At 69.4% G+C, this 26,289-nt stretch carries 25 protein-coding genes; 6 read left to right on the forward strand and 19 right to left on the reverse strand.

What is annotated here, in order from left to right:
* Positions 1-293: 293 nt before the first annotated feature.
* Complete coding sequence (locus ACFYT4_RS05010) at positions 294-566, forward strand: hypothetical protein (RefSeq protein WP_389265362.1); 273 nt, start codon at positions 294-296, stop codon at positions 564-566.
* Positions 567-796: 230 nt separating this feature from the next.
* A complete protein-coding gene (locus ACFYT4_RS05015) occupies positions 797-1,027 on the forward strand; it encodes a hypothetical protein (protein WP_389265363.1) in 231 nt (76 codons plus the stop codon).
* Positions 1,028-1,470: 443 nt separating this feature from the next.
* On the opposite strand, the gene ACFYT4_RS05020 is transcribed toward ACFYT4_RS05015, so the two are convergent.
* The 10 genes from ACFYT4_RS05020 to ACFYT4_RS05065 all read right to left on the reverse strand — a co-directional run bounded on the left by ACFYT4_RS05020 (position 1,471) and on the right by ACFYT4_RS05065 (position 10,841).
* Entirely contained in the window at positions 1,471-1,638 is a 168-nt protein-coding gene (locus ACFYT4_RS05020; protein ID WP_389265366.1) for a hypothetical protein, read from the reverse strand.
* 17 nt (positions 1,639-1,655) lie between these two features.
* Positions 1,656-2,144, reverse strand: coding sequence for a S24/S26 family peptidase (locus ACFYT4_RS05025; protein ID WP_389265368.1), 489 nt, complete (start codon positions 2,142-2,144; stop codon positions 1,656-1,658).
* Positions 2,141-2,896: an ABC transporter ATP-binding protein gene (locus ACFYT4_RS05030; protein ID WP_389265370.1), complete on the reverse strand. Its 756-nt coding sequence runs from the start codon at positions 2,894-2,896 to the stop codon at positions 2,141-2,143. The genes ACFYT4_RS05025 and ACFYT4_RS05030 overlap by 4 nt, the downstream gene beginning before the upstream one ends.
* Positions 2,893-4,785, reverse strand: coding sequence for an ABC transporter ATP-binding protein (locus ACFYT4_RS05035; RefSeq protein ID WP_389265372.1), 1,893 nt, complete (start codon positions 4,783-4,785; stop codon positions 2,893-2,895). Before ACFYT4_RS05035 ends, ACFYT4_RS05030 begins: the two co-directional genes overlap by 4 nt.
* Complete coding sequence (locus tag ACFYT4_RS05040; protein WP_389265374.1) at positions 4,782-5,324, reverse strand: TlpA family protein disulfide reductase; 543 nt, start codon at positions 5,322-5,324, stop codon at positions 4,782-4,784. Before ACFYT4_RS05040 ends, ACFYT4_RS05035 begins: the two co-directional genes overlap by 4 nt.
* A 103-nt stretch (positions 5,325-5,427) precedes the next feature.
* Positions 5,428-5,958 (reverse strand): MauE/DoxX family redox-associated membrane protein, encoded by a 531-nt coding sequence (locus ACFYT4_RS05045; RefSeq protein ID WP_389265376.1) that lies wholly within the window; start codon positions 5,956-5,958, stop codon positions 5,428-5,430.
* 2 nt (positions 5,959-5,960) lie between these two features.
* A complete protein-coding gene (locus ACFYT4_RS05050) occupies positions 5,961-8,636 on the reverse strand; it encodes an ABC transporter permease (RefSeq protein WP_389265378.1) in 2,676 nt (891 codons plus the stop codon).
* A gap of 25 nt (positions 8,637-8,661) precedes the next feature.
* Entirely contained in the window at positions 8,662-8,910 is a 249-nt protein-coding gene (locus ACFYT4_RS05055) for a hypothetical protein (protein WP_389265380.1), read from the reverse strand.
* A 378-nt stretch (positions 8,911-9,288) separates the two neighbouring features.
* On the reverse strand, positions 9,289-10,188 hold the full coding sequence (locus ACFYT4_RS05060; protein WP_389265381.1) for a PaaX family transcriptional regulator C-terminal domain-containing protein: 900 nt from the start codon (positions 10,186-10,188) through the stop codon (positions 9,289-9,291).
* A complete protein-coding gene (locus ACFYT4_RS05065; RefSeq protein WP_389265383.1) occupies positions 10,185-10,841 on the reverse strand; it encodes a GNAT family N-acetyltransferase in 657 nt (218 codons plus the stop codon). The genes ACFYT4_RS05060 and ACFYT4_RS05065 overlap by 4 nt, the downstream gene beginning before the upstream one ends.
* Before the next feature lie 111 nt (positions 10,842-10,952).
* On the opposite strand from ACFYT4_RS05065, the gene ACFYT4_RS05070 reads away from it, so the two are divergent.
* Entirely contained in the window at positions 10,953-12,212 is a 1,260-nt protein-coding gene (locus ACFYT4_RS05070; protein ID WP_389265385.1) for a DUF418 domain-containing protein, read from the forward strand.
* A 93-nt stretch (positions 12,213-12,305) separates the two neighbouring features.
* On the opposite strand, the gene ACFYT4_RS05075 is transcribed toward ACFYT4_RS05070, so the two are convergent.
* Entirely contained in the window at positions 12,306-12,545 is a 240-nt protein-coding gene (locus ACFYT4_RS05075) for a hypothetical protein (RefSeq protein ID WP_389265387.1), read from the reverse strand.
* 129 nt (positions 12,546-12,674) lie between these two features.
* Entirely contained in the window at positions 12,675-13,589 is a 915-nt protein-coding gene (locus ACFYT4_RS05080; RefSeq protein ID WP_389265388.1) for a LysR family transcriptional regulator, read from the reverse strand.
* Between the two features lie 238 nt (positions 13,590-13,827).
* Here ACFYT4_RS05080 and ACFYT4_RS05085 point away from each other — a divergent pair, with 238 nt between their 5' ends.
* From ACFYT4_RS05085 to ACFYT4_RS05095, 3 genes are all read left to right on the forward strand, one after another.
* Positions 13,828-14,178 carry a DoxX family protein gene (locus ACFYT4_RS05085; protein WP_389265390.1) on the forward strand — a complete coding sequence of 117 codons (351 nt, stop codon included), beginning with the start codon at positions 13,828-13,830 and terminating at the stop codon, positions 14,176-14,178.
* A 713-nt stretch (positions 14,179-14,891) separates the two neighbouring features.
* A complete protein-coding gene (locus tag ACFYT4_RS05090) occupies positions 14,892-15,122 on the forward strand; it encodes an antitoxin (protein WP_389265392.1) in 231 nt (76 codons plus the stop codon).
* 5 nt (positions 15,123-15,127) lie between these two features.
* Entirely contained in the window at positions 15,128-15,541 is a 414-nt protein-coding gene (locus ACFYT4_RS05095) for a type II toxin-antitoxin system VapC family toxin (protein WP_389265394.1), read from the forward strand.
* 994 nt (positions 15,542-16,535) lie between these two features.
* Here ACFYT4_RS05095 and ACFYT4_RS05100 read toward each other — a convergent pair.
* The 7 genes from ACFYT4_RS05100 to ACFYT4_RS05130 form a co-directional block, all read right to left on the reverse strand.
* The gene (locus ACFYT4_RS05100) at positions 16,536-17,252 is read right to left on the reverse strand and encodes a hypothetical protein (protein WP_389265396.1); all 717 of its coding nucleotides are present in this window, start codon (positions 17,250-17,252) and stop codon (positions 16,536-16,538) included.
* 693 nt (positions 17,253-17,945) lie between these two features.
* Positions 17,946-19,262: a hypothetical protein gene (locus ACFYT4_RS05105; protein WP_389265398.1), complete on the reverse strand. Its 1,317-nt coding sequence runs from the start codon at positions 19,260-19,262 to the stop codon at positions 17,946-17,948.
* Between the two features lie 7 nt (positions 19,263-19,269).
* On the reverse strand, positions 19,270-19,740 hold the full coding sequence (locus tag ACFYT4_RS05110) for a hypothetical protein (protein WP_389265400.1): 471 nt from the start codon (positions 19,738-19,740) through the stop codon (positions 19,270-19,272).
* A 400-nt stretch (positions 19,741-20,140) separates the two neighbouring features.
* Complete coding sequence (locus ACFYT4_RS05115) at positions 20,141-22,564, reverse strand: DEAD/DEAH box helicase family protein (protein ID WP_389265402.1); 2,424 nt, start codon at positions 22,562-22,564, stop codon at positions 20,141-20,143.
* Positions 22,561-24,153 carry a site-specific DNA-methyltransferase gene (locus ACFYT4_RS05120; RefSeq protein ID WP_073795366.1) on the reverse strand — a complete coding sequence of 531 codons (1,593 nt, stop codon included), beginning with the start codon at positions 24,151-24,153 and terminating at the stop codon, positions 22,561-22,563. Before ACFYT4_RS05120 ends, ACFYT4_RS05115 begins: the two co-directional genes overlap by 4 nt.
* 245 nt (positions 24,154-24,398) lie before the next feature.
* On the reverse strand, positions 24,399-24,941 hold the full coding sequence (locus ACFYT4_RS05125) for a GNAT family N-acetyltransferase (RefSeq protein ID WP_389265403.1): 543 nt from the start codon (positions 24,939-24,941) through the stop codon (positions 24,399-24,401).
* The gene (locus tag ACFYT4_RS05130) at positions 24,938-26,221 is read right to left on the reverse strand and encodes an XRE family transcriptional regulator (RefSeq protein ID WP_389265405.1); all 1,284 of its coding nucleotides are present in this window, start codon (positions 26,219-26,221) and stop codon (positions 24,938-24,940) included. The genes ACFYT4_RS05125 and ACFYT4_RS05130 overlap by 4 nt, the downstream gene beginning before the upstream one ends.
* Positions 26,222-26,289 lie beyond the last annotated feature (68 nt).

A 26,289-nucleotide genomic window follows, 5' to 3' on the forward strand; every position in this document is an offset into this window, starting at 1 on the left:
GGGGCAGCGTCGGAGACGTACGCCACTACAGCGAGATCACCGGCAGCATCCCCACCGCCGGGCCACGGACCGAAAAGGGGTCGGCTGGTGAATCTCGACTTCCCCGAGAACGGTGAGCCCCCGGTCCGATCGGCGCTCGACTGGCCCCCGTGCAGGTGCGGGTTACCCACGTGCCCGGACGCGCCCCCCGCCGGGGACGGGCCGGATCAGGCGGATGCCGACTCGGAGGTGCTGCGGTCGCTGCGTGCCCGGGTGCGTGAGGAGAACCGGGCACGCCGGAACAGGTGGCCGCTGTGACGCTCCTCTACGTACGGCTCGTACTCGCCTTGGTTGCGGCGGAGATCCGGTTACGGGAACGCTTCCCCCGCCTGATGTGGAGGCTGACGACGACGCGTCGGCAGCGCCGGGCGCTCATGTCCGAGTTACAGCGTCTGGAGAGCGACCCCGAGTTCGCCGCACAGGCACGCGCCCGGCTCGACGCCGAGTTTGACCAGCAACTCGACCGCGCGTTCGCGGAACTGCTCCGGGCTCTGACCGACCCCGACAGCCCGGACGCCCACGGGTGAGCAACCCCCGCTCCTGACCCGCTGGCCCATCACACGAAAGCACCCCGACGGACCGAATAGGCCCGGTCCGCCGAGGCTCCGCCGAACAGCCAACTGGAGCTGAACGACGTATGCCCGACTGTATCCCCCGCACCCTCGCACGGGTGCTCGCACTCCTCCTGAGGACATGCCGCCCCGGGCCCGGACGCCACACCGGCCGGTACCTGACAGGGCACCCTGAGCCCAAGCCCATGCCCGTACCGGTGAACCCGTGGTCCCGCCCGTGGACCGGACCGACCAAGGAACAAGCACGCGCGATCTTCGAGCAGCAAGCGGAGACCACCCTCCAACTCCGCCGGTTACCGCAGCGGCGGCAGCGGACCACGCTCTACTACGCGCCCCGGGGAATCGATCTCCCCCACATGTTTCGGGGCGCCCTATTGCCCGCCGACACCGTCTCCACGGTGGAGGCCACCCCGTGAACGCCGACTCCTTCTTGACATCACTCCCGCCCGCACCCGCCGTCCGCTGCTGCTACTGCGGCAGGCTCACCACCGCACCGATCCCAGTCCGGTGGGCAGCCGGTGCCGACAGGTACGGAACAACCCTCTACGCCTGCCCCCACTGCGCCCCCACCCTCATCCCGGGCCCGACCCCCGGGGAACTCACACCTGACTCGTAACCCCCGCGCATGGAGCCCACCCCCATACGGCGGTCCCGGTCGGCCGTACCCGTACGACGACCGGGACCGCTCCTCGTTCCCGATGACGAGGGATCACCCGCCCCGGGGCACTCGGTGCCGACGGAGCAAAGAGCCAGTGCGTGTGTCTCCTATGAAAGGTGACAACGTCGAACCGGCGCGCCATCGGGCACCGGCACCGCCACCGGCCGACACCGCGCCCGCAGCCGTACAGCCGTCAGACGCTCAGAGGTCCTGGCCCCGGGACACAGGACTCCCGGGCCCCTCCGCCGACGGATCCCTGCTCCCGCGCGTGACGAGACTGGTGGCGAGGAAGACCTGGCGCGACTGCCGGCCCGGTTCGCCCATCCGGGCCGGCAGCATCTCCGTGGCCTGTGTGGTCAGCTCGCTCACCGGCTGCCGGATCGTCGTCAGCGGCGAGGGTTCGGGTGAACGTCCTCGCGTACGGGGTGTGCCGGGGCCGCTCGGCCCAGGGGGCGGACCACCACGCCCAGGACCTGGTCCACCGGGCAGGGCCCGTGGCTCCGGGAGTCGTCGCTGTACGCGCCGTCGCCGACCACCGCGAGATGGCCCGCCGGTACCGGTCCGCCGCCGAACGGGTCACCCGCCAGCGCCACCGCCCGCTTGATGAACCACTCGGTGGCCGTGAGGTCACCGGAGACCGGTGGCCTCTCCCGCCACGAGGTGTACAGATCGGGGCAGGCGACCACCACGATGTCGTCGCGCCGCAGCCCGCGCGCGCCGCGCCGGATCAGCACCCGGTCGCCGTCGGACAGGGTGGGCAGCATGCTCCCGCCGCGCACGGTCACGGCCACATAGCGCTGCCGTACCCGCCACGCGGCGACGGCGGCGGCGCCCGTACCGGCCAGGGCGACGAGCAGGACGAGGGACCACCTCATGCGATCCGGCCGTCCCGCAGCTGGACCACCCGGTCGCAGCGGGCCACCACGTCCGGGTCGTGGGTGGCCAGCACCACGGTCGTGCCGTGCCGGTCCCGCAAGCCGGCCAGCAGGTCGAGGACCTCCTCTCCGGCCCGGGAGTCCAGGTTGCCCGTCGGCTCGTCCGCCAGGATCAGCCGGGGGTCGCCGATCAGGGCGCGGGCGACGGCCACCCGCTGCTGCTGCCCGCCCGACAGCTTGGAGGGCAGGGACTCCTCCCGGCCCTCCAGCCCCACCGAGGCCAGCAGCTCACGTGCCCTGGCCCGCCGGTCGAAGTCCACCCGGTACGGCAGCACGGGCGCGATGACGTTGTCCAGCGCGGTGAGCGCGGGCAGCAGGTGGAACCGCTGGAAGACGAAGCCCACCCGGCGCCGGTACGCCGCGAGTTCCGCCCGCTTCATCGCGGTGACGCGCTGCCCGGCCACGTCGATCGTGCCCGAGTCGGGCTGCTCCAGCGCCCCCAGGAGGTACAGCAGGGTGGACTTGCCCGAGCCCGACGGGCCGGTCAGGGCGACCGTCTCCCCCTCCTCGATCCGCAGGTCCACCTCGTCGCAGGCCCGTACCGGGGCCCCGGACCCGCCGTCGTACGTCTTGCACAGGCCGCTCACCTCGACCAGGGGGTCCTTCCGGCTCGCGGAGCCTCTCCCGGCCGCCGGGCCCTTCCGGTCCCTGGGCGGCTCCGCCTCGGCCGCCTCGTCCATGGGGGCGCTCACACCGCCACCTCCTCGTCCTCGTTCTCGTTCTCGTCCTCGGTGTATCCGGATGCCTGAAGCGCGAAGAGTCGTGCGTACTCGCCGCCCAGAGCGACGAGTTCGCCGTGGCTGCCGCACTCGCTGATTCTTCCGTCCGCCAGGACCACGATGCGGTCGGCCCGGCGCACGGTACCCAGCCGGTGGGAGATCAGCAGGCTGGTCGTTCCCTCGCGGTGGGCCCGCAGCCGCTCGTGCAACCGCTGTTCCGCGGCGGGGTCGAGGCCGGCGGTGGGCTCGTCCAGGATGAGCAGATCGCGGCCCTCGCGGAGCATCGCGCGGGCCAGGGCGAGGCGCTGCCACTGACCGCCCGACAGAGCCACCCCCGCCGACGGCTCGCCCGTCTCCTCGTCGTCGGCCTCGGGGAAGGTACGGGACAGCAAGGTGGCGTAGCCGCGCGGCAGTTCGCTGAGGAAGCCGTGGGCGTCGGCGCGGCGGGCCGCGTCGGCGATCCGCTCGGGGTCGTCGAGATGGCGCAGGTCCCCGATGCCGATGTTGTCCGTCGCCGACAGGTCGTAGTCGACGCGGTCCTGGAACACCGCGCTGACCCGGCCCCGCAACAGCTCCGGGTCCATCTCGCGGATGTCCGTACCGTCCCACCGCACGGTGCCCCGCGTCGGGTCGTACAGGCGGCAGACCAGCTTGACCAGGGTGGACTTGCCGGCGCCGTTGAGGCCGACGAGGGCGACGGACTCGCCCCGCGCGATCGTCAGACTCACCCCGCGCAGCACCCAGGGGCCGTCCTCCCGGTAGCGGAACCAGACGTCGTCGAACGCGATACGGTCCGCGAGCGGTGCCACGGGCACCGGGTCGGGGCGCACCGGGAGGTCGGCGGGGAGGCGGTTCACCTCCACGTAGTGACGGATCGTCAACAGGGCGTGGTAGCCGGCGGTGATGTAGGAGATCCCGGTGGCCAACGCCCCCTGCACGCCGGCGGACGCGGCGAGGAAGGCCGCCACGCCCCCGGCGCCGAACCGCCCGGACAGCGCGCCGCTGACCGTCCACGCCAGCCCGCCCGCGGTGATGAGCGCGCCGAGGAGGGCGGGCGGCGACTGGAGGGCGAGCACCCGCCGGTCGTGCCGCTCCTCCGCGGCGTTGATGGCGCGCGTCTCGGTGTCCATCCGGCCGAGCAGGAACCTCCCGGCGCCGAACAGCCGCACCTCCTTGACCGCGGAGACGTCCAGCATCAGCCTCTGGTAGAAGAGCTGGCGCCGGTTGCGGGGACTGATCGTCCACGCCAGCCCGGCCTCCCGCCGGGCGAGAAGGACCTGCACCAGCAGCACGGGCACCGCCGCCGCGATCGTCACGACCGTCAGCCACGGAGAGATCGAGGAGAGGACCGCGACCATCCCCGTCACCGCGACGGCCTGCTGGACCAGGCCGAACATCGAGGTGGTGATCTGGCCCGGCGCACTGGTCGCCGAGTCCTGGGCCAGCCACAGCCGGTCCAGGAACTCCGGGTCCTCGAAGCGCCCCATGCCCACGAACCCGTTCACCTTGCCGTACAGGCGCCGCTGGGCCAAGTGGGCGATGCCGCGCTGGAGCCGGGCCTGGGTGTAGCTCGCGGCGAGTGGCAGTACGGCCATCAGCGCCGTGATCGTGCCGACGCCCACCGCGAGCGCCAGGGGCGAGAGCCCGGCGGTGTCCCGGCCGTACTGGAGCGCGTCGAAGAGCCACTTCGTCAGGAGGGTGACCCCGGCGGGCAGCAGCCCCTGCGTCACGGTGAGGACGACATGGCAGACGAAGGTGACCGGACCCGCGCGCCAGGTCAGCTCCAGGGCGGCGACCGAACCGGTGGCGAACCCGCGTGCACCACCGAGTCGGTGTGCCCCGGTGTCCCGGCTCCCGCTCACGCGGGCAGGCGGTCCAGCACCGGGTTGGTGCCGGCCTGGGCGTAGGTGACGGTGCCGTCCGGGGCGACCATCACCGTGGTGGGCGTGGCCTCGATCGTGTACCGCGTGGACAGCGGGCCGGAGGTCTCCTCCCGCACCACCGTCGCCACCCCCGCCAGCGGAGCCATCATCTCCTGGGCCGCCGTCTCGTCGTCCCCGGCGATCACCACCACCATCTGCGCGGCGTCCATCCCGGTGCGCCGGGCGAACTCGGGCAGGTCCCCGGCGGCCGTGACGCAGACGCCGCAACTGGTGGACAGGAACGTCAGCGCGGCTTCCCGGCCCTTCAGGGCGTCCGAGGTCACCGGCGTCCCGTCGGTGGCGACCGCGGTGAAGACGGGCAGCGGCTCACCCGTCGGGGGGCCCGAATCCACGGTCTCGTACGGCCGCTTGCGCTCCTCCTCGTGACGGCGCAACCGCCGGATGACCGCGAGGTTCAGCACCAGGTTCAGTGCGGTGACGGCTCCCAGGAGCAGCAGTGCTACGGACACGTAGACCATGTCACTTCCCTTTCGTCCGGTGAGTCGGGGTGTCGGGGTGTCGGGTGCGAGTGGTGCGGGTGGCGGCTGGTACGAGGGCGGAGCAGGCCCGCGTGCCGCGCCGTCACGGGGTGGCGAACAGGTCGGCGATGTCGTCGAAGAAGGCGGTCACCACGGTGATCACCGCCGCCGTCACGGCGCACAGGACGACGGCGGGCGGCGCCGGTGACGCCCCCGGGCCCGCCCCGGCTCCCGCCAGGCCCAGGACCGCCAGGCCCAGCAGGGGCGTGTTGCGCACGATGTGCCGTCGGCCCAGTCGCGCGGTAGGGCGGCCGAAGCAGGCGCACGACACCTCGGCGCGGGAGACGGTGGCCACGACGGCGACGGCGGTGAATCCCGCGGTGAGCGCGACGGCGGCGACGAGCCCGGGCCGTACCGTCTCCCCCGGGCCGAGCAGGGCGAGCCCGGTGACGCCCTCCGCCGCGATCAGGGCGGCGGCCGCGGGCCGGGCCAGGCGGCGGGCACCGGGGCCGACGCGGCGGAGGAGTCCGTCCGTCATGGCCCGGGCGTCTTCAAAGGACCGTGCCTTGGCGATCGCGGACACCAGGAGGACCCCGGCGAGCGCGAGCCGTGCCGTGAGCACCGCGTAGATCACCCTCACTCCTCCGCCAGCAGCCGGGCCGCGGACCTGCGCCGCTGGATCAGTACGGGGACCAGGCCGGCCGCCGCGGACAGCGCCGTGCCCGTGACGACGACCCCGGCGGCCGGGAGGAGCAGCGAGCCCGCCCCGCCGCCCGGTGCGAGCCACAGCGCGGCGGCCCCGCCGAGCAGCGTTCCGGCCACCGAGCCCAGCAGACCGATGAACATCCCCTCCAGCAGCACCAGCCGGGTCGTCACACCCTCGCCCCAGCCGACCGCCCGCAGCAGCGCGAACTCGGACGCGCGGTCCTGCACCCCGAGGTACATCACATCGCCCACGGCCACCGTGGACAGCAGCACCATCGTCACGACCGCGGCGACGTCGGTGGACCGCACCTGCACCGAGATGGTCTCGCCGAGCAGCGAACCGGCGAGGGTCCCCCGGAACGTGGAGGTCGCGGCGAGGAGGAGCAGGGTCGCGGCGGCGGCGGTGGCGACGGCGGCGGCACCCAGCAGGCTGCGGCCCCGGGCCCGTACGGCACCGGCCAGGGCCATGCCCGTCACCCCGGCGAACATCCGGGCCCGGCGCCCGGTGGTGACGGCCGGCCGCAGCGCGGCGACGGGCTGGACGCGTGCGGCGAGCCAGGCGGGTACCGCCCCGCTGACCAGTGCCACGACCAGGGCGACCGGGACGGCGAGCAGCGCCCGTACGACGGGCACGTCGATGCCGAGGGCGCGGCCGGTCACCCAGGCCACGGCCGTCCCGAGCACCCCGGCGACGGTCCCCAGCAGCAGCAGTTCGCCGAGGACGACGGTGAACAGCTGCCGTCGGCGCCAGCCCACGGCGGCGAGCAGCCCCAGCTCCCCGCGGCGCGAACGCACCGAGGCCGCCGCCGCGTTGGCGACGAACAGGGTGCACACCACGAGTACCAGGACCAGCAGGAGCAGGGACTTGGCGTCGGACGCCTCGATGATCCGGGCGGCGACGTTCTTCTTGCTCCACCACTCGGTGAGCGCCAGCTCGGGGCGTCCGTTCTCCCCGGCGGGCAGCGCCACGGTCGTCGCTTCGGGGGAGGAGCCGAGGACGATGTCCACGTGCAGTCCGGTGCGCTCGCGGATCTCCTCGGCGGCGACCCGCACCCGTTCCCGGGAGACCTCGTCGGCACCGGTCACCCCGGCGACCCGGACCCGGATCGCGGAGACGGGCGCGACGGTCTGCCGGTGGGAGGACAGGTGGTTGTACTCGGCGAGCCACTTGACCGACTCCATCGAGACGAGCATGAGCGGCGGCTGCTGGATGTACGCGGTGGGGGAGGACGCGGGCCGCATCGCCCCTCCGCCCAGAAGCTTGCGGGAACGCTCGTCCGCACCGGAGAGGGCCGGTTCGCCGTACGTGCCGAGGGGCAGCCGGGCGGCGGCGTCGAATTCGGGCAGCCGCTCGGGATCGAAGGTGCCGACGATCTCGGGGAGGATGGTTCCCCCCGACACGTTCTGGTTCTGCGGCAGGATCGTGCGGAACCAGGTGTCCTGGCCGTCGAGCGGCAGGAGCGTCTCGGAGCGCGCGGGGCGTTCGACGCGGCGGGGCCGCAGGGTGCCGTCGTCCGCCCGCTCGTAGGTGACCGGGCTGGTGGCCGTGAACGCGCCCGTGGCGATGTCGCTGACCTTGCCGACGGGATGTTGCAGGTAGCGGGCCCCGGCCTCGTACCGCTTGCGCAGCAGCGGACGGTCCTCGCCCCGGCGGGTGAGGGTCACCGAGACCGTGAGGTCGGTCGCGGTGCGCTCGGAGCGGAGCATCTGCAGGGCCGACGCCGGGTCGTCGGCCGGTCGGGACCGCAGCCGGGCCGGGGCGGCGGAGGTCAGGTACCGGCCCCGGGTCACCGCGCCGTCGAGCCCGAACAGCTCGGACTCGGCCTTCGGGTCGACCCCCGCGACGAGGTACGACACGGGGAGGTTGACGGGCACCCACGTCAGCGGCCCGTACGACCCTTCTTGGAGCCCCCCCTTGTAGGTGGTCCCCGACCAGCTCAGGCACTTCACGGTGCCGACGAGGTTGGTGACGTTCTCCTGCGCCCCCGCGCTGCCCTGGCACACCTCACGGCGCCGGCCCGAGGGGAGGACCTCGAAGTGGCGGTAGGTCTGATGCTGCATGGACACGCCGGTGGTCGCGTGCCGCCGCTGCACCGTGGGGCCGGGGCGGGCCTCCAGGCGGTGAGGGGTGATGAAGACGGGGTACGGCTTCTGGGTGATGGACGACAGCCCCCGGTCGTACCGCCAGGTCCGGCCCAGGTCGAACGTCCCCCGGGTGCCTTGGGGAACCAGTGCCGCGAGGTCGACGACGACCGCCCCGGTTTCCGGCTGGTGCCCGAGCACAGCGAGCGGCGCCGCGACGTCCACGCCCGGAACGCGCCGTACGGCGGCGACCTGGTCGAGGGTGATGCCGCCGTAGACGTCCGAGAGCGAGTTGGGGCGGATCAGCCCCTCGGCCTTCTCCGGTTCCTGCACCGCGTTCTCGGGGCGGACGAGGATGTCGTAGGCACCGCGACTCTTGGAAACGGTCCCCGTGACGGTGAGCCTGCTGGACTCCGTGGTGGCCGTCAGCACGACGAACGCCGACACCGCCACCAGGATCCCGGCAAGGAGGGCCGCGGACCTGGCCCGATGACGCGTCGAATGGAGCAACATCAGGCGGAACACGGGCCCTCCTCGTGAAAGATCGCGGTCAGCGGCCGGGAGAGCAGATGGTGAGACCGCAGTTCTTCCAGGGACCGCAGTACGGAGCGGGACAGGCGCCGCCGCCCGAGTAACAGCACCGCATGTGCAGCCGGTTGGCTATGCACTTTTCCTGGGTGTAGGAGGTCAGACAGGCGCCGGAGCAGCTGCCCAGGCACGGGTTGTCGGCGGCCCACGCCTCGGTCTCGGGGGCCAGTCTGTTCAGCAGGGTGTCGCCGAGTCGGGTCAGGAACTTCACGGGTTCGCCTCTTCTTGTCCGTCGGTGCACCGTGGTGGTTCTGACGGCCCGGGTCCCGTGATCTCTCGGAACCCGGGACGGCGCGTCCATCCTGAACGCGCATTGGAGTAGACCACTCACTCCCCGTGATCACAACGGATGGATCGACATTGTGACCGAGGGCACACGGAGAGGTGCTTATCTGCTCAACTCCCTTATACATAGGGGGCTTTGAGCCATCCGCGACGGCCCTCCGACGCTCCGACCGCGACCCACCCCGCCCCGTCCCGAGCACGGAGAGGCACCGCCCGGGGGCCGCCGTACCCCTGGAGCCCCGGGCCCGCGGCCGTCATCCGGGGCGGGCGCTCCCGGCTCGCGGACAAGGGGTCACCGTGGTCGTCACTGCCCGTCGGGTGGGGTGACGGCGTCACTGTAGAGGCGGAAGAGGCGGGGCAGTGGTGTGGGGGTGCCGTGCGCGGCGGGGAGAGCGCGAAGGGCGGTCCAGCACTCCTGGGCAAGCCGGCGGGCACGGCTGCCGGGCCAGGGCTGAGGCAGCAGTTCCGGTGGCAGGAGCGGGTCGGGTTCCATGGCGCGGGTGAACTCCGCGGCGAGTTCCACGGCCAGGGTGAGCCGTTCGGCCCCGGACAGGCGTGGCCCGCTCGCCAGGTGGCGGGCGCATGCCGTGGCGAAGGCGGCGAGTTGTTCGTACCGGGCGGCGATCTCCTCCAGCGGCCACATGGCGGCTGCCAGCCGTCGGGGGTCCCCGGTGTCGCCCATGCGCAGGTCGGTGCTGGTGAGGAAGGTGACGGTGTCGAGTACGCCGAGGTGGCGGGCCTGGGCCTCGACCGGTTCGGCGATGGGGTTGGCGCTGACGTACAGGCCGCCCTGGACGGGCGCCGCGCCCAGGTGGAGCAGCGTTCCCCGGAGGGCGTCGCGGGCGGTGCGACGCGATTCCGGGACGGCGAAGGCGAACAGGTGCCAAATGCCGTCCCAGGGCGCGAGTCCGTGGTCCTGCCGGTAGGCGTGGCGGACATGGCCGGCATCGGGGGCGACGGCTCCGGTGGCATCGGCCACAGCCCGCAGGACGGCTTTGCGCCCCCGGCCTTCCCGGGTGAACCGGCCTTCGGTGACGAGGCGTTTGACGCACAGCCGGACCTGCTGGTCCGTCATGCCCAGGAGGCCGGCGACGGCGTAGAGCTCACCCGCGTCGACGGTCCCGTCCTCGCGGACCAGGGCGTGCACGAGCAGCCGGGTGGGGATCTCCGGGCGGCCCGTTTCCGGTGTGTCCCCGTGATTCATCGAGTGCCTCCTTCGCCCAGGTCGTCCGGAGTGACAGGACGGTGCATGGTCGTCACGGCGTCAAAGCCCGTCAGGGTCCGCAGGAACGAGGTCTGCCGCGTGCCGACGGCGGTGAAGCCATGGCGCTCGTACAGGGCCTTGGCGCGCGGGTTGCCGCTGATGACGTCGAGCCGGACGCGTGAGCAGCCGTTCTCGGCGGCCACGGCGGCGACCTCGCGCAGCAGCAGGCCGCCGATGCCGGAGCCGCGGTGCGCGGCTGCCACGCAGATGCCGTCCATCACGAGTTCGCCCTCGGCGGGTCTCCGTTCGAACAGGGCGAGGAGGGCCAGCCGGGGCAGCCCCCGCAGCAGGCCGTAGCCGGACAGGACGTCACGCGCGGAGCCCCCGGTCAGAGAGCGGCCCGCGAGGTCGTATCCGGCGACGCCGACGATCCCGCCCTCGGCGTCGAGGGCGGCGATGCCGCGGTCGTGGTGCAGATGGGACGCGAGGAACGCCCGGCCCTTCTCGGGCGGCCCCAGGGCGGCGCCGAGCTTGCGGCCGAACGCCTCCCAGTACAGGGCGGCCACCTGCCGCTCGGCCCCTTCCGGGATCCCCCGGTGCAGGCGGGGGGCACTGTTGCCGCCCGGGCCTGCCGACTCCTGTCGTGCGCCCACGGTCCTCCTCGGTCCCGGCGGAAGTCGTCGCACCCTTCCACGCACCCGGCATCAACTATATTACGATCGTTTTCCATACGACCGTTTCACTAACGATAGTTTGGAGCTGCCGTGAAAGCTCGGTCACGCACTCAGGGGCCCCCGCGTCCCCCTGCGGCAGCGGAACAGCGGCAGGGCGGTGGCGCCCGGCTGGCGCAGGTCGACGCACTGCGCGGCTTCGCGCTGTTCGGCATCCTGATGGTCAACATCACCTACATGGCCTCCGCCTACCACGGCACCGGCCTGGAGGACCCCGGCCTCGGCGGCCCGGTGACCGAGGCCGTCCGCCTGCTGGTCGCCCTCCTCTTCGAGGGCAAGTTCTTCCTGCTGTTCTCGTTCCTGTTCGGCTACAGCTTCACGCTGCTGCTCGACTCCGCCGAGCGCCGGCACGCCGCCTTCGTGCCGGGCTTCCTGCGACGGCTGACCGGTCTGTTCGCGTTCGGTGCCGTCCACGCCGTCCTGCTCTTCTCCGGCGACATCCTCACCCTCTACGCCGTCCTCGGCCTGATCCTGCTCGCGCTGCGCGGCATCCGGCCCCGCACGGCGGTACGGATCGCCGTCGCGCTGCTGACGGTCACCGCCATCGGATACGCACTGGTCGCGCTCGCCATCGCCGAGTCGGGCGGCGGCACGATCCCCCGGTCCGCGGCCTCCGCCGCGGCCGAGGCGACCGAGGCCCTGCGCGGTGGCCCGGTCTCCGTCATCGGAGCGCATCTGGAGGCACTGCCGGACATGGCCTTCCTGCTGATCTTCTTCCAGGCGCCGTCCGCGCTCGCCGCCTTCCTCCTGGGCCTGGCGGCCGGACGCCGACGGGCCCTCGCGGACACCGACCGGCACCAGCGGATCCTGCGCAGGCTCCAGTGGGCCGGCTTCACGGCCGGGCTCGGCGGCGCCCTCGTGTACGCGGACGCGAGCGTGAACCATCCCGAGTCCGCCTACCAGGTCTTCGCCATGGGCCTCGACGTGATCACCGCTCCGCTGCTGGCCGCCGCCTACGCGGCGACCGTGCTCCGACTCGCCCAAGGCCGTCACGGCCGGGCCGTGGTCACCGCGCTCGCACCGGCGGGACGGATGTCGCTGACCAACTACCTCGGCCAGTCCCTGGTCTGCGCCCTGCTGTTCACCGGCTACGGGGCCGCCCTGGTCGGCCGCGTCGCACCCATCGGCGTCGCAGCGATCGCGGTCACGCTGTTCACGGCGCAGACAGTGGCCTCCCGCTGGTGGCTGAAGCGCCATGCCTACGGCCCGCTGGAGTGGCTGCTGCGCGCATGGACCACACTGTCGGTCCCGCCATGGCGCCCGCGGGTGAAGCCCGGGACGCCCCGCCGGTGATTCGCGAGATCCCGCCTCCCGTCCCGGGGCCGGTGACCGCATGGCCACGTGACCGCCGGGGACCGTACGACGCGGTTCCTGACGGGGCGCCCCTCACCCCGCCCCTCGCCGGTCCGCCGTCACAGCGGGGACCACGCGGGTGCGGTCGGTGCCGGCCCCGGCGTGCCGCCTCGCCCGCCGTACCGGGGCAAGAGCCGCACCCGACGCCTCGTACGCGCGGTCTCCCGGCACGCCCTCGCCCGGGGACAGCATGGTGTACGCGTCCTTCTCACCCGGCTTGCGCTGGAACGAGCCGCAGTACGGTGCCGACTCGACAACCACGGCTGGCGGCACCGGCCGGCTCCGCCGGCCTGACCCGATGCGGCACCTGGGACATCGTCCCGCCCGACTTGACCGCGCAACGAACGGCTGCGCGTCGGCGGGGGCGTCCGAGGCCCTTCCCGGTCCATCCGCAGCGTCGGGTCAGGCGGGGGTTCCGCCCGGCGGGGACGGCCCGCTGTCCCGGCAGCAGCGGACGAAGTCCTGGACGACGGGGTCGGTGTCGTCAAAGGGCGCCCAGGCGATGCCGACCCGGCTGGGGCTGACACCGCTGACGGGCCGATAGACGATGCCGGGGCGCGCGTAGAAACGGGCTGAGGACTCCGGGGTGAGAGCCACCCCGTAGCCGTTGGCGATCGCGCTGAGCCATTCGTCGGGCTGGTCGGTGACAGCGCCGATACGCACCGGGTGGCCTTCCCGTTCGTCGGCGGCCAGCCAGTACTCCCGCCACCAGCCCGTTTCGGGCGGGGCCGCCACGAAGGGTTCATCCCACAGATCCCGGAAGAGGATCTGGTCACGCGCGGCGAAGGGGTGGGCCGTGGGGAGCGCGACCCAGCGGGGTTCGGTGAACAGCACCTCCACTCGCAGTGCGTCCTGACCGGGGAAGGGCAACCGGAGCAGGGCAACGTCGACGTCACCGCTGGCGAGTCCCGCGGTCGGGTTCGACCACGCGGCCTGCCGCATGTCCACGCGCCAGCCCGGCCGACGCCGGGCGAACGCCGCGATGATCTGCTGGGTGCTCTCATTGGCGGCGCTGGCCACGAAACCGACCCGCAACACCCGGGCCGCGTGGTCGGCCGACCTCTTCGTCTCCCGCAGCGCCCGGTCCCAGCCGGCCAGGAGCGCGGGCACCTTCATGACCAAGGTCCGGCCGGCCTCGGTGAGAGCCATACCGGCCCGCGACCGCGTGAACAACAACACGCCGAGCTGGGCCTCCAGTTGCTTGATCTGTTTGGTCAGCGCCGGCTGGGACACGAACAGCCGCTCCGCGGCTCGGGTGAGGCTCCCCTCCTCCGCCACAGCGGCGAAGTAGCGCAGCAGTCGCGTGTCGACATCCATGCCATCAGGTTATAGACGCAGGTATTGGACGCAACCCCAGGAACCACCGAGGGTGGATACAGCACACGGATACCGGCTCGCCAAGCCAAGAGCCCACAGATTGAACCCACTGCCCGGCATCGAAGCGGCACGACAACTCCAGTCGGCCGTGGCCAAGTGGGCCGTCGGCACCAGACCGACACCACTGCCCCTGCGACTCCTCGGTGCTCACCGCCTCTCCTCCTGAACGGTCCACACCATGTCCATCGCCTACATCGTCGTCACCTCCGTCACGATCGCCGTCAACGCCGCGATCGCCATCACGGACTTCGCCAGGGCCAGGTTCGTCCTCGCCAACTCAGCCGAAGTGGGCGTCCCGCAGTCCTGGCTCCCGGCGCTCGCCACACTGAAGACCGCCGGAGCCGCCGGACTCGCCATCGGGCTCCTGGGCGTCCGACCCATCGGTATCGCCGCCGCGATCGGGCTCGTCCTGTTCTACACCGGCGCCGTGGTCACCCACCTTCGCGCCCGCGTGTTCCACAACATCGCCTTCCCCGGGGCCTTCCTCGCACTGGCCATCGCCTCCCTCGGACTCGCTCTCGCGCCATGACGACATCCCTCGTGGACGAACGTCCCCTGCGGCCCGAGCGCCCGCCGAGGAGCCGGCCCGCGCCTACGAGCCGATCCCGGAGCGTTTCCTCACAGCAGTCGGATCTGATCGGCACCCGGGCAGAACCGCCCAGCCAAACCGGCACCCCTGCCACCGCACCTCTCCGCACGCCGCCTGCACCCATGCACTCCCCCGGACCGGGCAGCACGGTCGGGACGCCCGCCCTCGCCGTGACAAGGGCTTGGATGACAAAAAGCCAGGTCAGACGGATCTTGACCTGGCTTTCGGACTGAGCCGCCTTCGGGATTCGAACCCGAGACCTACGCATGACGAGACCGCGATGGATCCTGTTGCGTGGTGCCTGCTCGTGCTGCTGGTGACGTCTTTCCTGATCGGAGCACGTGCGACCTGTTGACCCGTGACGCCTCGCGTTGCACCGTCCAAAGGCGTCTGTCCACCGGCTGTCCACCGGTGGGGCTCTCGCGGGCCCGCCAGTGTGGCTGCCGCCGGGCTACCAGCGATGCTGTCGACCGGTCGCAGAGACGAGCGGAGGTCACTGTCGGACCCCTACAAGCCATCCGCCAGTGGGTTCCTCTACAGATGCATCCCCGATAGCACCTCGTCCTGGCCGCTACCTGCCAGGCAGCACCGGCATGCAGCACGACCAGCCCACAGCGACTGCATATTGCCTGCATTGCCGCTAAAGTGAAGGCATGACCGCGATCACGATTCGGGATGTCCCGGAGGACACAGTCAACGCCCTGAAGGCCCGCGCCGCGCAGGCGGGCAAGTCGCTCCAGGCCTATGCCCTGGAGCTTCTCTCCCGGGAAGCTGTTAGGCCCACCCTCGCGGAGATGGCCACACGCCTGGAGCGTGAAACCCGCACCGAGCTCACGACGACCGACATCCTCGACGCCATCGAGGACGGGCGGGACCGACGTTGATCGTCATGGACTGCTCCAGCCTGGTGCACTTCCTCCTCGACCACGGCAAGACGGGAACCGCGATCCGTGAGCGGGTGGGTCGCGCCGATACTCTCGCAGCGCCGGGCTTGCTGGACTACGAGATCACCTCGGCCGCCTTCGGGCTTGCTCGCGGTCGGCGAGGGGGCAAGCCGAAGATCACGGAAAAGGAGGCCCTGAAGGCGATCACCGACTACCAGGCCCTCGCCGTCGATCTGCACCCCACGCTGGTCCTGTGGCAGCGCGTACGCGAGCTGTCGAACAACCTCTCCGTCTACGACGCGCATTACGTGGCCCTCGCCGAGAGCTTCGGTGTTCCGCTGATCACCAGCGACGCCAGGATCGAGCGCAGCGGGGCGGCCCGCTGCACGATCGAGACCTTCGAGGCATCTGGCACCTGACCCCAGCAGCACCTGGCGTCCAGGAGCAGGGCGTCGGCGGGACGCAGTCCGTCGAGGGCGACGATGTCGAAATTCGGCAGGACCTTGATGCCGCGGCAGTCTGTGTCGACGGGGGGCCGGCGCGGGGATGTAGGCGGTGGCGCGGCCGGTGGCGTACTCGCCGAGTGGGTTCAGGCGCAGCGCGAGCAGGCCGTCATAGCGGGAGAGTTGGTCGAGGTCGTCGCCGCCCCAGTTGTCGCGGTAGTCCTCACGGGCGCCGACGGGCGGAACGTACTCGATGTCGATGAGGCCGAGGGTGGCGGCGTACTCGAACAGGACGGCGAGTGTGTAGCGGCCCTGGAGCAGGGGCCAGTCGTGAAAGCCGTCGTAGCCGAGGCTGCCGTACTGCGGGTCTTGCAGGTACAGCTTCCACAGGGCGCGGTCGCTGCGCGCGATGGTGAAGTCGAACCCGCTCTTGCGCATGGCCGCGAACAGGTCGTCCGTCCACCTGGGTCCACTGCCCCGGTGCGCAGGCGCCGAGGGCCTGGCCGACCGTCTTGCGGCGGGCCCTGCGGCGGACAGCACCGCCGATGCGCGTTGGCCCTTGATCTCCTCGATACGGGAGAACTCGTCCAGCACGGCGCGGTTCAGCCACCGCTGCCACAGGAGCCTGAGGGTGTCATGGGGCGGCTTGGCCAGGGCTGCCCGCCCGCGGGTGGTCAACGCCAGTTTTCCTGCGGTGAGTTCGGCGAGGCCTCCGGCCTGGAGCAGCAGCGGCCAGGCGAAGGCGGCGATGGGGTCAGCCGCGTAGAAGTCGCCGTCCTGCTGGATCTCGGCGACAGCCGCCACCGTGGCCGCACCCGGGCGGTGCGTCTTCTGGCAGCACGACAGCTTCCCGGCCGCGCACAGCCGCAGTACGCGAGCAGGTTGGCCCCGCGCTTCCTGCTCAGTGCACCGCACTGTGCCGCGCGACGCCTGCTCGGTTGTCACAGGTGATGCCTCTCCGACACCTGTGCTACAGGTGTGCGATGTAGCGGTAGTTGTCCGCGCCACAGGTCCGCTCAAGCTGCCGTACGACGGCACGGGGGTCGTCGTGGGGGCCGGAGATGTAGAACGGTCTGCCGCCCTGCCCGTACCGGATCTCGGGCAGGCCGGGCGGCGCGGAGCCCAAGTGCCCAACGGCCGCATCGAATCCAGTGGCGGGCTCGAAGCCCAGAGCGCGCGCGTAGGCGACCGCGCCGTGGACGATCGCCTGGACCTGCTCCACGCCGACGCTCAGCGGCGGGTGGTCGAAGGCGGAGTAGTAGGAGCGGGCGTATGCCTGAAACGATCCGGCCCCCATCACCTCCGGACCGGTGACGTTCTTGACACCCAGGCAGTACACGTCCACCAGGAACCCGCATACCGTCACCCGGCTGGCGCGCTCCCGCCGAGCCAGCAACACCTGCGCGAACCCGCCCGTACCGAGATCCTCCCGGGCGTGCAGAGGGTCGGACGCCGCCCAGTCGGGAGCGGCGTCCATCCCGAGCCCAACGCTCCAGCCGGCGTTGACGAAGCAGCCCACCACCGCACGTTCGGCCGGCTCGACGCCTGTCTGCTGGGCCTCCGCCACCCGCCGAACCAGCGCGGTGGCCTGCGCCGGGCGCAACCCCAGCACCTTGGCGATCTGCTTCGGGCCGCTGCCACGCGCACGCATCTCCCGCACCCGGCCGAGAAGTTCATCGTCCTGCACCACCCCATTGTGCCCCGTCGCCTCACCTGGGCAGACCAATCCCAGGAAGCGGTAGCCGCAAGCTGCACCGATCCGGGTGCGGTGCACACGCTGAGAACACCGGCGCCGTGGTACGGCCCAGCCGAAGCCCAGCACCCTTGTTTTCGTCAGAAGCCGCCTACGCCGACAGACAGCGGCCCGCTGTCGCCAAGGCCAGAGAAACAGCTCCCACCGCGAGGCACTCGGCCGCTACCCGCACCGCCGCCGCAAGGCCGTCCACCGCTCGTCCACCGGAGACCGTTCACGTGAGCCTGCATCAACAGTCGGAAGCACGTGAAAACCCCGGCTCAAGGGGCTCAGCACCTGGATTCCGTCACGGAAACGGTATCTACGACCTACGCACTACGACGCACAGACCACAGGTGCCCGATTTACCCGAATTCCAGGTCAACGGAAAGAAGAAACCCCAGGCCAGATGCTTGACCTGGGGTTCACCATGGAGCCGCCTTCGGGATTCGAACCCGAGACCTACGCATTACGAGGACCTACAAGATCATCCCGGGTGGTGCTGGGCAGTGCCCCCGAATCCCGTTTCCGCTGACCAGAGGCTTGCAACCGTGATCACCGTGACACCTGGTCCTCCCTCGTGCCACCCAGTCCGCTCACGCAGCGCTCACGCACAGGACCCGGCATGCACACTGGCCCCATGGATGCTCAGAAGTCCAGAGGGTCACTCTGGGCAAGATCGTTAGTGATATCGGGAGCGCCTGCGGCCCACGGCCAGATCGGGTTGCCGTGCCTCCGGAAGAACAGGAAGGACCGATCCGCGAGGAACAGCTTTCGGCTGGACTTGTTGTAGGTGAGCACAAGAGGCTGCACACCGATCTTCAGCTGCAGACTGTCGATGCGGTCGAGGGCCTGCGTCAGGTCCGAGGCCCGGATTGCAGCTCCACCGGGATGAGATGCGATCCGCTGCAGCAGGACTGCAGAGTCGATGCCGTCGAGCAGCTCTTGGTCGCTGGCATCGGTGACGGCCTCGAGCAGGTGCCTGTAGACCTCAAGCCCTTGCGGAAGCCGGCGCATCCCTCGGACGAAGTTGTCGGCGAAAGTCTCGAAACGGCCCTCCATCTGATCAGCAACAGCTTGACGAGCCACAGCGAGGGAGGCGCCAACATCGAGGTTCCGGCGTGCCCCTCCGAACCCCGGCGAAGAGTAGACCTGCTCAGCCGTACATACCTGCTCAGCCAGTCGCTGAAGCAACCCCACGTTCCCCGACGCCTCCCTGACCAACTCTGCGATCAAGGCTGCCGAGAAAGTGATCTTCAAAGCGTCGGCACCCTGAACAAGAACTCTGGTCAGCTCGGCATCGCTCCAGGTCAGGTGAATATCGTCGACGCGCCCCTCAAGATCGCCGTTGTAGTACGAGAGGAGGTGCGTTTTCGGCCACACCCCCACAATCACTACAAATAGCCCATACTCACCCATCGCCTTGAGCATGAAGGCGAGTTCACGCTGAACGGTCTCATCGATGTAGTGGAAGTCTTCCAGGACAAGCCTGTGGTCGGACGCCGCGATCGTCTCCGCGACCCAAGCCAAATCGGCCGCGGTCTGACCGATCGGCTGAAGCTCCTTACCCTGCTGGATCTTGGCCTTGGCCCCCAACTTCCCCGTCAGACTGAGCTTGGCGAGAATCTTGGCTCCAAGCTCACCGGAGCCTGAGAAGTCGAGACTCCCCTCAAGGTCACGGCTGTTGGTCATCTTGAGGACCGCCTGCACGCCAATCCGGCCTAGCGCCTCTTGGAGGAGCGAGCTTGCGGTGGCCCCCGGCGTGCATTGAACGACGATGGTGGCCTCGCCTTCGAGCCCCTTGGTCCTGAGCCAGGTCTTCCCCTGCTTACTACCACCGTGAACCGCGATGTGCCGGTCGGCGGCAAGAGCCTGCCGAAAACGGGCGTCGAGCCCTCCCCTGTCCACGTAGGACTTCGAGTTAGCGTTTGCGCTAATCCCAAACACGGCACTCAAGTTGACCATTCGAGCATCATACGAGGATCAGCTGCTGCGGCGACCCCCCGCCCAGGCGCTCAGGCTGCAACTTCGCCGGGGTCTTCGTCCTCGTCATCCCGGTCAGGAAGGACCACGGGCGAACACAGGTGTAACCAGGGGGAAGGTCACAGCCCCTCAGCTCCCTGTACCTCGCGTTGGCCTCCTCGCTGGCACGCTGACCGGCGGGGAGCCTGCGAAGAAACGGATCGCGGTCAGGGTCGAGGAAGGACTGACGAGGCTCGTCCGTGGCTTCAGGATCGGAGAACGACTCGGAATCCCCGATGTCCTCGGCGTCGTTCCTCTCGGCCTCCACCTGCTCATGGAGATGGGCGACCACCGCCAGGCCCACGGCCAGAGTCACGCCGAGGGCGACGCGGATCTTCGGCTTGTGCTTCCCATACCAGTTCTCCGTCTTCTCGACGAAGGAGGTGGGCTCGCCGTCCTCGGGAGGCATGGAGTCAGTCACCTGCACAGATCTACCCGACCCATCCCTCACCTGTCAGGCAATCACCCGAAATCGGCCGATCAAGTTCAGCAGCCCGAGATGCGAGCCCATGGGATCAGACCTCATTCCCTCGGCGCCCAACCCCTGGCCCCAGACATCTTCCGCCACAAGGGCAAACAGACTCACGGCGTAGGCGCCCCAGAGCAACAAGTAGGCCAGGCCAGACGATGTCTGACCTGGCCTACTGAGGCACCTTCCAGATTTAAGCCCGAGACCCACATCACGAGGTCCACAAGATCACCCCGAAGGGCCGGAAAACGTCCCTAAATCTCGTTGCCGCTGATCAGGGGCCTATTCCCTTCATCGGCAAGCCACCTGGTCCGCTCTGGCACCGCCCCACCTGCTCACGCAGCAAGGCTGATCATTCCGGCTTGGCCAACGCGATCAGGGACTCCCACGATCCCTTAGCATCCTTGATGATCTTCTCGGTCGCGAAGATGTACCGCCACGTGCCGAACTCGCCATAGTCCCGGACGAAGCGCGCCCAATCCTCAGCAGCTCGCCGCTTCTCCAGCACCTCGGGATCATTCGCTCGGTCGTTGGCCTTGCCCTCCACGACCCAGTACGTTCCCTCGGCATCGAGGACGATGAAGTCCGGGTAGTACTTCTTCCCGTTGTCCCGCTCGATCCAGATGGGGCCCGGATCGTAGTTGCGCAGCCACCACTGGACGCTGGGGCTCGCGTCGAACAGGTGCGCCAGGGCGTACTCGGTACTGCCGGCGTCGAAGGAGGCAACCGGTTCGACTGAGTGCTCCCAGCCCTCGTACCAAAGGTCCTTACGGAAATCCGCCCACTTGCTGACGACGTTCGAGGGCATGGGCGGCGGGGGAACAGTCGGGACGTCTACCGGCCGGAAGGCGTAAGTGGGCTGGAGCTTACGGGTGTCGTAGGCGGTCTTGACCAACTTTCCGAGGGCAGTTGCTGCCTGGGTGGCACGCAGTTCACTCCACTCGTGTTCCTGGTCTTCCGCGGTGACGCCGGCTCCCGCCAAGAACTCGCGGACAACACGTTCGGCCGCTCGGGATTCGGCAAGCGTCTCCTCCACGTATCCGGTGTTCCAGATCCGCCCAAAGAGATCGTTGCGGAGCTCAGAGATCGAGATGAACTTCTGGGTGGCGTCAACCGATTCGGCTGCCGTCACGAACGTGCCCACCTTGCTGTCCAGGCCACGCTGGGCGTCGACCGCCTGCCGCACCAGCGGGACCTTGAACTCGTGCTTGTATGCGGCACCCTCAGACCGCGCGGCCGCATTGTCGATGTAGCTGAAGGAGAAACGAACAGGAAGAATCTCCCGCTCACGCCTGGGGAAGCGGATCGTCGGTGCACCGGGGACCTTGGTGCGGAGCGTTGCAACGGCCTTCGCGTCCCGCTTGCCTTGAGCCATGACAGCGTCAAACGACTCCACATGCAGCAGCGGAGAGCCGTCCACCAAGTCGTCGCCGATGACACGCGGGCGTGACGTAAAGGTCAGGATCTGCTGCTCATCGCCGCTGCTCGGCTGGTTCGCAACAGGGGCCGGCTGCGGACGGCCCTTGTCCAGGTCACCGCCGTCAGCGGGCAGAACCTGCTGCAGCAGCGCGTCCTTGTTGGCCAGCAGCTGCCGGTAGGACTCGTGGGCAACAAGGTCAACCGTGTCCACCATGGGAGTGCCGACCCTCCGCCCATAGGGCAGCCGCAGCCCTCGACCGAGGACCTGCTCCGTCAGAGTCTCCGAAGCAAGAGCTCGCAGGCCGACGATCACCCCGATGTTCTTGACGTCCCAGCCTTCCTTCAGCTTGTTCACCGAGACCACGACGCGTACCGGCGAGTCGGCCTCTTCCACCGCAGCCAGGGCCCGCAGTGCGGTGTCGCTCGACTGCGAGGTGATGGTGAGCACTTGTCCCTCACCGGGAAACATGTCATCGGCTGTCAGCCTGTTTGCGACGCGCTCGGCGTCAGGGATGTCACGGCATACCACGAACAACACGGGGTGCACGGGGGTCCTGCCCTGTGCTTCTGCCCAGGCAGTCCATGCGGCGTCCTTTATCCGCAGCAGATGGCAAGCATCGGCAAGGACCGTGCTCTCGTCCTTCCGGCCATCCGGGCGGTAGACGATCACAGGGATCTTCACGAAGCCGTCGGCAATGGCCTCGGCAAGGGAGTATTGGAAGATCGGCTTGACACCTGGTGCAGGTGTCGCGGTGAGTCCGACGACCGCCCGCGCGCCCAGTTCCTCGATGGCCTGGTTGAATGACTTGGCTCTTGAGCTGTAGACGTGGTGCTCGTCTGCGATGACGACGAGGTCCTCTACCTGCTGAAGGTGCTGGTAGAGACCCGTGCCGATGAACTCGTCTCGGGCCCGGACTTTTCTGGACGTCTTGTCGCTGGGCCGGATCAGCTGCTGCACGTTGAAGACGAACAGCTTCGTGATCGTATCGTCGTGCAGGGCATCGCCCACCTGTCCCCGGGAGAAGTTTTCCGAGGTAATCACCAACGGCTCGGCATCGCTGCCGTTCACGAACTTCGGATGCCCGGGAGTGAAGTTGGCGACCGTCTTATCCTGGATCGTCGTCCCTGGCGTGACGACCAGGATGTTCCGAACTCCCTGGGCTGCCAGGTAGTCCACCAGGCCGGCAAGGATGTACGTCTTGCCGACGCCCGTCGCCAGGTCGCACACCACTTCGCGGCCGTTCCCGTCCGCGATCGCTTCGGCAACCGCGCGGACGGCCGCTGCGTTGGGTGCCCGAAGGTCCAACCTCGCGGCGATGTCGTCCACGAGCGAGGCGTCGTAGTCGATCCAGGTCATCGCACAGCCTTCCCGCGACGCACCAGATCGCGAGGCGCCTTAAGCACCTTGGACCCTCGGCTCAGCTCCGCAACGAGACTCTCAGCTTCGGGCGTGATGCCCCTGCCGACGATCACTGCTCGTTCTCCCTCGTCCAAATGCCCAATAACGCCTCGGGCCACGACCTCGTCCACGACGCCGTCGACAACGGCCAGCCGGGCACGTCCCTTCGTACCGCAGAACGGCCCACCGTCCGCGCTGTCATACATGAAGCCCAGCTGGGCTGCGACGACGGCAGTAAAGTCTTCGCCCTTCACCCAATCCGCGAGGAAGACTCGGCCATCGGCGATCTCGAACGCGGACGGCGATGCCTTGAGGCTCCTGAAGCCGCCTCCGCCTTCCCATCCAACGGTCTTCGTGATGCCCCCCGGGTCGTCGCCGGCAACGACCTTCTCCAAGCGGGGACGGGTGAAGGTCTCAGCCGTCTCTTCGAGGATCTCGGCAGTCACCCACCGGCGTCCCATCTTGTGCGCTACCGCAGCGGTAGTGCCCGAACCGGCGAAGACGTCGACGACCACGTCGCCCGGATCGGTAGCGATCTGGATCACGCGCTTCAAGAGAGCCTCAGGCTTCGGGGTCGAGAAGATCCGGGACCGGTCGAAGAGCTTGGTCACCTCGGCCTTCGCCTGGCGGTTGTCGCCGACCTCGTCGTGCGTCCAGAATGTGGTAGGCACGAGGCCACCCAGTTCCGACTGGAATCGCTTTCTGAACGGGAAGGTGCGCCCCGTCTTCCCCCACCAGAGCCGGTTGTCCTCACGTAGTGAGTCGAAAGTCTCCCTTGAGCACGACCACCAACGGTTTCCTCGCGGGGAAAACACGTCCCCGTGCGGACCGACCACCTCATAGCGTCCGTCCTCGTATGCATGGGAAGCCGTGAGATCCGACCTTCGCCAGGGGCCGCGAGGGTCATTGTCCGGGTTCCAGAACTCCTGGTCGCTCAGCTCCGTGCGATCGATCTTGTTGAGGACAAGATCGCTCTTGGAGCGAGCGTAGACGAGGAGGTAGTCATGGACCGAGGAGAGATGCTGGGCTGAGTTATTGCGCGCGTGGATCTTCTGCCAGACGACAGTCCCGACGAAGTTGCCACGCCCGAAGACCTCATCCATGAGAACGCGGCAGTAGGCCATCTCGGCATCGTCCAGATGAACCCAGACCGATCCGCCAGGGGCAAGCAGGTCACGGATAAGCAGGAGCCGGTCACGCATCATCGTGAGCCAGACAGAGTGCTCAAGCGCGTCGTCGTAGTGCTGGAAAGCCTGGCCCGTGTTGAACGGCGGATCAATGTAGACGAGCTTCACCTTGCCGCGGTAGTGATCACCGTACTCCGGGTTACGGACCAGGGCCAGCAGGGCGTCGTAGCTGTCGCCATGAATGAGAAGGTTGTCGGCTGCCGTGCCGGTGACATCGCCTGCCTTGCCTGTTTCCTGCAGTAGGCGGACTTCTGTAACCCGCGGATCTTGCCGTGAGACCCACTCGTATCCGCCGTCCGCTGTGTTTCGCAGGGCCTCGTCCCTGCCGACCCACGACAGGGTCAGACGCCCACTCGTCACCCGCGACCACTCCCTTTTGTACTCGATCGGCCCCGGCACCCGGCGCGGACCACAACACTCGCTGCAACCGTACCGGCCGCTGCCGACAGTGGCGGGCGCTTGGATACCGTCGGCGCCGCAGTTCCATAGAGGGGCACCACTCGACCCGGGCACCATGTGCCGCACCTCATAGGCCGCAGCCGACCCTGCATCGACTGCGGGTCCTGCTCAGGCGTGTGCCTCAAGGCGGCGATCACCGCTATTGCTCAGCGGATCGCTCGGACCATCACGATCAGAAGCGGCGAGGCTGGCGACGGTTGGCTCCGGGCCATGTTCTCGTACCCCCACGACCTGTAGAGCGCGTGAACCTTGCCGTCGCCAGCAGCCGGATTGACCATGAGTGTGACATGCATCTCATCGCGGGTGCGGGCGAGGAGGGCGTCGTGAATGCGGCGAGCTGTGCCCGTCTTGCGCCAGGCATGCCGGACGCCGATCTCCTTCAGGGCCAGGGCTGGGCGCTCGGTGTACTTCTCCGGCGGCTCCGGGGTGGTGCGCTGCCAGTAGCGGTCGCCGCGTTCGATGGTGTTGCCGTAGGCGTAGCCGACCGGTTCGTCGTCGGCATAGGCGAGGACTGCGACGAAGCCCGGTTCAGTGCCGTGGCGGTCCAGGCGTTCGCCGAAGGTGGTGACCGCGTAGTTCGGGAGGTGGAGGAGGGGCGCGCGTACGTCGGCGTAGACGTCGAGGAGGTCGCCGCGGACGGGGTCGAGGTTGGTGAAGGTGCGCAGTTCGATGGCGGGGGCCGTGGTCATGTGGTGGTCCTCCAGGTGGCGGCGTGCTCAGCCCAGGTCTGCACGGTGGTGCTCCCGGGGGCGGTGGCGCGCAGGGCGGCGCCGAACTCCTGGAGCATGCGGGCTACCCGGGCATGGTGGGTGGCGACGTCGGTGGGGACCTTCATCGCGGTGGCCGTGGCGGCGTCCGCGGCCCCCTGCGCGAGCTGGGCGTGGGCGAGGCGGGTTGTCGCGATGGAGCGGGATCTGATCATGTGGGGGCGGAGTGCGGCCAGGCAGCGGTGGGCGTGGTACTCGGCGGTCGGGTAGTCGCCCAGGGCCAGGTTCGCGGAGAGGGCCAGGGAGTCCAGCTCGGCCTGGTCGTAGAAGGCGAGCATCCACACGGGGCGGTAGTCCGTCGGGTCGGAGCGCAGCATGGCCTCCTGTGCCTGGTCGAACGTTCGGCGCATGCCGCTGCGGTCCTGGGCCGTGCCCAGGATGGCTCCCTGCCGGGCCAGGCCGAGGGATGCGAACAGGGGGTCGCGCCGGGTGAGGAACAGGTTCCGGGCAACGTCGTTCGCGGCGAGCGCGTCGGCGGGGCGGCCGAGGTGCCGGTACATGGTTCCCGTGTGGCTCCAGATGCGGAACTTGATCGCCTGGTCACCGGACATCTCGGCGAGGGTCTGAGCCTCCCGCATGTGGGTCTTGGCGTCGTCGTAGCGCCGACCGTCAATCGCGGCCCACATCGCGGAGGAACGGAACGCCGCGGCGGAGGCGTACAGGCTGCTGCGTACGCGTTGGGTGGCGCTTCCCGCATTCTGGAGGTTCAGTGCCTCGTCGGCGAGGGCGGCAGCTCGCTGTTCGATGCCGAGCTGGCCGCCGTGCCGGTGGTCGCTGGCGATGATCTCGGCGAAGCGTTTCTGGAGACGGTCGACGTCGCTCATGCCGATCCTGCGTGGCGACGCGGTGCCGGGTGAGGCCGCGGCGACGGCGGCCGTCGCGAGCCCGCCGACGAGTGTGCGGCGCTTCATATCAGGGTCCTCCTGCTGCGGTGGAACCAGGGCCGACGGAGTCCTGCCCCGTGGAATGAACCCTAAAGCGGTGGCGGGCAGACCGGCGATGTCCTCAAGCGCCTTGCGGGTGGCCGACTTCGGCCACTTCACGCGGCCGGCTTTCCAGCCCCGGACCGATGATCCGTCGAGCCCTCCGGACCTTCCGGTCAACTGCTCTAAGGACCTGTTCACAGCGTCGGCGAGGCTGTTGGAGCTGTAGCCGTGCTCTGCCATCCACGCCTCAAGAACGGTGTTGCGCGTGGCATCCATCCCGGCACGGTAGCGCTCGCGTCGCCCAGTCGTCAGGTAAACGCTAGGTCAAATCGCCCTAGGTCGAC

Origin of the sequence: Streptomyces sp. NPDC004609 (assembly GCF_042873655.1) — a bacterium.
Lineage (GTDB): Bacteria > Actinomycetota > Actinomycetes > Streptomycetales > Streptomycetaceae > Streptomyces.